The following is a 6,401-nucleotide window of genomic DNA, read 5'->3' on the forward strand; positions in this document are numbered from 1 at the left end:
TTGATCCTTCTAGTTTGAATATTCCTGGTTTTGATTCTTCTAGTTTGAATGTTTCTGATATTTTGTCTAAAATTGATTGGTCTAAATTGAATATTCCTGGTTTTGATTCTTCTAGTTTGAATGTTTCTGATATTTTGTCTAAAATTGATTGGTCTAAATTGAATATTCCTGATTTTAATGATTCAGCTATTGATGATTCTGATATTGCTGATTTGATTGTTCCTAATGTCACAAAGTATTATCATGGTCCTGAAAGACTTGAAGCAACATATACTATGTTTGGTCAACCTGTTGATAATGTAACTATTCACTTTTATATAAGTGATGTTGAATATAAAGCTACTACAAACAGCGAAGGTAAGGCTTCTGTTGCTCTTAATTTAAACTCTGGTGTTTATAATATTATGGCTAGAAGTTTAATATTATTCAAAGAGGCTACAGTAACCATTAAACCTACTATAGAAGGAAAAGATGTAGTGAAATATTATAAAAATGCAACACATTACTATGCAAAATTTGTTGATAGTCAAGGTAATGTATTAAAAAATACTGATGTTAAGTTTAATATTAATGGTGTTGAATATACAAGGAAAACTGATGCATCTGGTGTTGCAAAATTAAATATTAATTTAAATTCTGGAACTTATATTTTAACTGCAACCAATCCTGTAACAAATGAAATGCGTTCTAATACGATTCAGGTATATGGATTGATTGCTGAAAATAAGGATTTGACCAAATATTTCAAAAATGAATCACAATATACCATAAGACTTTTCGATGATCAAGGCAATCCTGTTGGAGCAGGTGTTTCTGCATTATTCAATATTCATGGTGTGTTCTATAGTAGAACTAGTGATGAAAACGGTTATGTAACATTAAATATTAACTTAGACCCCGGAGATTATATTGTAACTGCAGAGTATAATGGATATAAAGTTTCCAATAATATTAAAGTTTTACCTGTCCTTGTTGCATCTGATTTAACTAAACAATTTTTAGATTTAACACCATTTTCCGTTCAATTACTTAATGGTCATGGTGATGCTTTAATAAATAAAGTAATTACATTTAATATTAATGGTGTTTTCTATAATCGTACTACAGACCTTTTAGGTATTGCCAGATTGAATATTAACTTATGGCCTGGTGTATACATCATTACTTCAATGTATGATGAAATTGGCGCAGTTACTTCAAATAAGGTAACTGTAACTTCAATTTTCGGTTAATTAATTTTAACCTTTTTTTACTTTTTTTTAATGTTAATTAGTAGTTTAGCTAAATATTTTTAAAATACATTGAATGCTTTTTATATTTACTTAATTTGATTAATGGATGGTTATAACCGCATTAACAATGATAATTCCCTAGTTTTCAAATTGATTTTTCCAAGCCAACAGGAAACAAAATCATTTTCCACATTCTCTTCACGAAGATTATTTAAAAGTTTTGTATATAATCATTTATATGTATTTTTTTAAAATATTATCATGGAAGAAATATTTGAAGTAATTGGTGTTGAACACTTAAAAACAATATTATCCAATTTAACTCCTGAAGAAATTGTTAAACCAGCATATGACAATTGGTTTCCAACTCAAAAAACAGGCCATACTATCCTTGATTTGGAAACAGGTGAAGTTAGAGGTATATCAATAGAACACAATCAAATGCCTTTCCAGTCAATGATGTATATTGAATTGTATACCATAAAATCCAGCGAGTATCCGATTGAGCCTGAAGAATTATTTTCAAAAACTGAATATGAAGAGTTTTTGGAGTTCATGGAAGATGAACCCTCTGAATTCGCACCGGATATGGTCAGCATTTTTTGTGAAGAAAATGATATTAATGAAGAATCACGCAATGTGGGCATACTGGCTTACAGATTTTCTACCACTGACCAACAGAATTATAACATGTGGGAATCAGCTATTTTAAATAAATACTATGATAAAACGGATGAAAACCACAATCCTTTTAAATTTAATCAAAGCAGTATTTAAAAACAAATTATACGCTTTCTGACATTTTTTAAGAAAATTTTTCAAAAAAGAATTATTCTTTGGCTTGCTTGTCCAGCTGGAATTTTTTACGTCCATAACATGATAGGGGGTTATTTATTCCTTTACAGGACCCGTCAGGCTTACATAGCTGGGGCAGATGTATTTTTATTTTTTCACAGCTCATTGGAGTGTACCATGTTGTTTCCCCTTCATGGTTAATGTCTATTTCACTATGCATTCCAAAACCCAGTTTGGATATGATATTTACCTTTTCTTGAGGCTGGTCTTCAAATAATGGTGGTGTACAGTTGTCGGCAGCATCAAATATCAATGGCAATATTTCATTTTGAGTTATGCTTAAGTCAGGATCTACATCAGACACTTTTATCGTTTCATCTGATGCGAAAATTCTTGGATATAATCTTGCATATGATGCAAATGATGTTAATAAAAGAACAATTGCATCGTTACGTCCTCCGGAAGATACTCCATTCACTGTATTTTGTATGCATGGTGGGAATGCATCTGGATTTAGTTTTCCTGCTTGTACTGTTCCATAAATTCCACCGCTGCCGGCATAATACTGATTATATTTACTTATTTCATCCGGAATGAATTCTTTCAACTCTTCGGATAATTTGATTATTTCAGGATGCATTTCAACTCTTTTTGACATTTCTTTTATTCTTGCAATATATTCTTCTGTTTTCTGCATTATCAGACGTGATAAAATTAGCTCTTTTACACTGTCTCCCACCAGAATATTGTACATTCTGTCAGGACTTCTGTCTGTGAATTGATTTGCATAACTGTTTAAAAAATCATCCTGCTGGAGAATTATGTCTCCGTCCTGTATTAGTAATTCGCTTAATTTGAGTTTTTTTGTAGCTATTACATCTTTTAGGGAACTCCATTTGATTGAACCGTCTGTTTTGATTTCATCCAATATTTCATCAATTATTTCTTCTCTTGTAGCTGGAGTTAATTTAGCCAGTCTTTCCTGAATTAGCACTCCCTGGGATTCAATGAACAATCTTGCTTCCCTTGAACCGGTATTAAACTGTATTGCAATAGCTTGGCAGAGTACATGGAATATTACTACATCCTGTTTAAATATGGCTTCATTTACGAGGTATTCAAATTCATTTTGGTTATAGTTTTTATTGTTTTTTTTCTCAATAGCCCACTGTATCCTTTTAAATGCCAAATCTTTATATGATTTTGGAATCAATGAATCATCTGAGATTTTTTGGTTGTTTGTATGGATTACCTCTTCAATCAGGTATTCGTCTTCTTTATCAAGCTGATTCAAGTCCCCATATTTTTTAATAATTTCCCGACCTTCATTTGACAAGGGGTTTATATATGAAATTTCTGCCATGATTTTAATTTTACTTTCCTTATTTTAAATAATTAACTTATTTCTAAAAGCAATATTGATTTCATATTGAAAATTTAATCTTCTCAAAGATTTTTAATAGTTATTGCAATTAATGTTTATTTGTTGATTAGTCAATGAATCTTATTTAAATTTTGTTTTGGGATAATCTTAAAAAAATAATACTATATAAAGTATGAAAAATATACATATTAATGCTTAAAAAATTTAGGAGAAAAATTAATGACAAAGATATTTATTTCATGTGCACTTCCTTATGCAAACGGTCCATGTCATTTAGGCCATATACGTTCTACATATTTGCCTGCGGATATTTATGCAAGGTATAACCGTATGATTGGAAATGATGTGCTGATGGTTTGTGCTACTGATGAACATGGAACTCCAATTGCTGTTAAGGCAGATAAAGAAAATAAAAAGCCTATTGAGATTTCCAAAAGATATCATGACATGATTGTCCGTGATGTCGAATCAATGAATATTTCTTTGGATAATTTTACCAGAACCACTGACGAAATTCATTATGAAATCGCTCAGAACTTCTTTAAGGATTTGTATGATAAAGGTTTAATCTATAGGCTTGACATTCAACAGTTATATTGTGAAAATTGTAAGAAATTCTTGCCTGATCGTTATGTTGAAGGTTTATGTCCTGCCTGTGGTAGTGAAGCTCGTGGAGATCATTGTGAGAAATGTGGAAGGGCATTGGACCCAACTGAACTTGATGAACCAAGATGTTTGACTTGTGGCAATAAGCCGGTTATTAAAGATACTTATCAATATGCATTTAGATTGTCTGATTTTGAAGAAGAATTAAAGTCTTATATTAACAGTAATGATAATTTGCCTGCAAATGTTAAAAATTATGCATCAAACTGGCTTAAAGAAGGCCTGAATGATTGGGTTTTAACCAGAGATATGGATTGGGGAATTCCAGTTCCTCTAGATGAAGCTGAAGGAAAAGTATTGTATGTGTGGATTGAAGCATTTTTAGGTTATATTTCCTCAGCGGCCCAATGGTCAAGAAAAACAGGAATTAAATGGGAAGATTACTGGAATGATTATGTAGTTCATTTCATCGGAAAGGATATTATTTACCACCATTCAATATTTTGGCCAGGTTTGCTCACTGCTTATGGATGCAAAAAGCCTGACATGATTTATGCCGGTGAATTCCTCTCTCTTGAAGGAGAAAAAATGTCCACCAGTAAAAACTGGGTTATTTGGATTGAGGATTTTGTAAATGATTTTGACCCGGATCTGCTTAGATATTATTTGACAATCAACGCTCCTTTAAATAAGGATTCTGATTTCTCATGGGACGATTTCCAAAGAAGAAACAATGATGAATTGGCGGATGTTATTGGAAACCTTCTTCACAGAACATTTACATTTACCCATAAGTTCTTTGACGGCAAAGTGCCTGAATATAAGAATCCGTCCAGTGAAGACTTGGCATTTGAAGCAGAAATTAAAAGGTTGCCGGATACTGTAGGCGAATACATTTCAAATTACGAATTCAGGGAAGCTTTGCTTGAAATATTTAAGGTAGCTAAAATAGGAAATAAATATTTCAATGATCAAGAACCTTGGAAAGCAGTAAAAGAGGATATGCAAAAGGCTGCAAATACATTATACTTATCAAATCAATTGGCTAAAGCTTTATCTGTTGTATTGAAGCCATTCCTTCCAACCAAAGCTGATGAAATAGCTAAAATATTGAAATTGGATAATGTAGAAAATTGGGATGATGCAAAAGTTCCATTGCCTGAAGGCTATGAAATCGCAAAAGCCAAACCATTATTCAAGAAAATTGAAGATGATGTAATTGCTAATCAAAAGCAAAAATTACAAGAAAACTTAAAAGATAAAGAGGATGATAATATGAGTGATATTATAGATATTGATTACTTTGACAAAGTTGATATTAGAATAGGTCAAATTAAAGAAGCTGAAAAAATAGAAAAATCTGACAAATTATTAAAATTGCAGGTTGATATCGGTGACGAAACCAGACAGATTGTCGCAGGACTTGCAAAATTCTACGCACCGGAAGAATTAATAGACAGAAAAGTGGCTGTTTTAGTTAATTTAAAACCTGCTAAATTATTTGGAACATTATCTGAAGGAATGCTTCTCGCAACAGGCGAAAGTGGAGCATTGCTTTCACCTGATGATTGTGAAATAGGCGAACAAATTCAATAATTTCGATTAATATGGATGAATCTGTCCTAGTAATTAAGGCTGAGAAATACCTGAAAGAAATTGCTGCTGACGATATCAGTTTAGACAATATCGATGAGTTTGACAATTTCAAAAATCTCTACTTTAAACTAGATGACAGATTAAAAACTTTAAAGGAACTTAGGCACGACATGGAGATACAGGGATATAGTTCTCCATTCGCGTCACTTAACAAATATGGAAATAAGGTCATAGGTGAAGTTGCCCTTGATGAGGTAAGTGAAAATAGTCGCCACAACCAGATGTTTAAAAATAAGGCAAATGCCAAAAAAAATATTCTGGATAGGGTTAAATCAGCTATTGATTCACATCAAATTGCATTAGGTCATTTAAATCAATTTGGATATTTAAAATGTGATTCATGCTATAAGACATATTCAATTTCTGAATACATTCAGTTAAATGAAAGATGCAGTTGCAAATCCGAATCATTTTCTTTTAAAATCAATAGGCAAAACACTTATAGAATTGAAATAATTCCGTATTTGCCATTGTCCGGTAATTACCGTGTATTGCTGGTAGAATTGTCAAAATATGGCAGAAACTCATTTAAAAAGGTTATCAATGCACTTAAACAGGAACGTACCGGACATGTTAAAACCATTTCAACAATATTCAGATATAAGGACAGCAATAATCGTTGGATGAGAAAAAGAACAGCCTTTGATTCTGAATTTGTCGATAACTATGAAGAAGAACTTAGAAAAAGCTATGGAAAGAATGTAAGAATTGAAAAATTAGAATTCCAT

At 31.7% G+C, this 6,401-nt stretch carries 5 protein-coding genes; 4 read left to right on the forward strand and 1 reads right to left on the reverse strand.

Features of this window, described 5'->3' with window-relative positions; genetic code table 11:
- Positions 1–1,232: carboxypeptidase-like regulatory domain-containing protein (locus tag ACKI3Q_RS09935; RefSeq protein ID WP_407416434.1), on the forward strand; the 1,232-nt coding region annotated here is incomplete at its 5' end.
- A gap of 261 nt (positions 1,233–1,493) precedes the next feature.
- On the forward strand, positions 1,494–2,009 hold the full coding sequence (locus ACKI3Q_RS09940; protein WP_407416435.1) for a hypothetical protein: 516 nt from the start codon (positions 1,494–1,496) through the stop codon (positions 2,007–2,009).
- Between the two features lie 52 nt (positions 2,010–2,061).
- Here ACKI3Q_RS09940 and priL read toward each other — a convergent pair whose 3' ends face one another.
- The gene (gene priL, locus ACKI3Q_RS09945; protein ID WP_407416436.1) at positions 2,062–3,390 is read right to left on the reverse strand and encodes a DNA primase large subunit PriL; all 1,329 of its coding nucleotides are present in this window, start codon (positions 3,388–3,390) and stop codon (positions 2,062–2,064) included.
- 240 nt (positions 3,391–3,630) lie between these two features.
- Between priL and metG the strand changes: the two genes are divergently transcribed.
- Positions 3,631–5,613 (forward strand): methionine--tRNA ligase, encoded by a 1,983-nt coding sequence (gene metG, locus ACKI3Q_RS09950; protein ID WP_407416437.1) that lies wholly within the window; start codon positions 3,631–3,633, stop codon positions 5,611–5,613.
- An 11-nt stretch (positions 5,614–5,624) separates the two neighbouring features.
- A partial coding sequence (locus ACKI3Q_RS09955; RefSeq protein ID WP_407416438.1) for a DUF530 family protein occupies positions 5,625–6,401 on the forward strand: 777 nt, incomplete at its 3' end.

The organism is Methanobrevibacter sp. (genome assembly GCF_045636185.1).
Classification (GTDB): Archaea; Methanobacteriota; Methanobacteria; order Methanobacteriales; family Methanobacteriaceae; genus Methanocatella.

Bases quoted from the DNA above. Each gene is read 5' to 3' on its own strand.
- ACKI3Q_RS09940 (WP_407416435.1), top strand. From the start codon at position 1,494: ATGGAAGAAATATTTGAAGTAATTGGTGTTGAACACTTAAAAACAATA.
- priL (WP_407416436.1), bottom strand. From the start codon at position 3,390: ATGGCAGAAATTTCATATATAAACCCCTTGTCAAATGAAGGTCGGGAA.
- metG (WP_407416437.1), top strand. From the start codon at position 3,631: ATGACAAAGATATTTATTTCATGTGCACTTCCTTATGCAAACGGTCCA.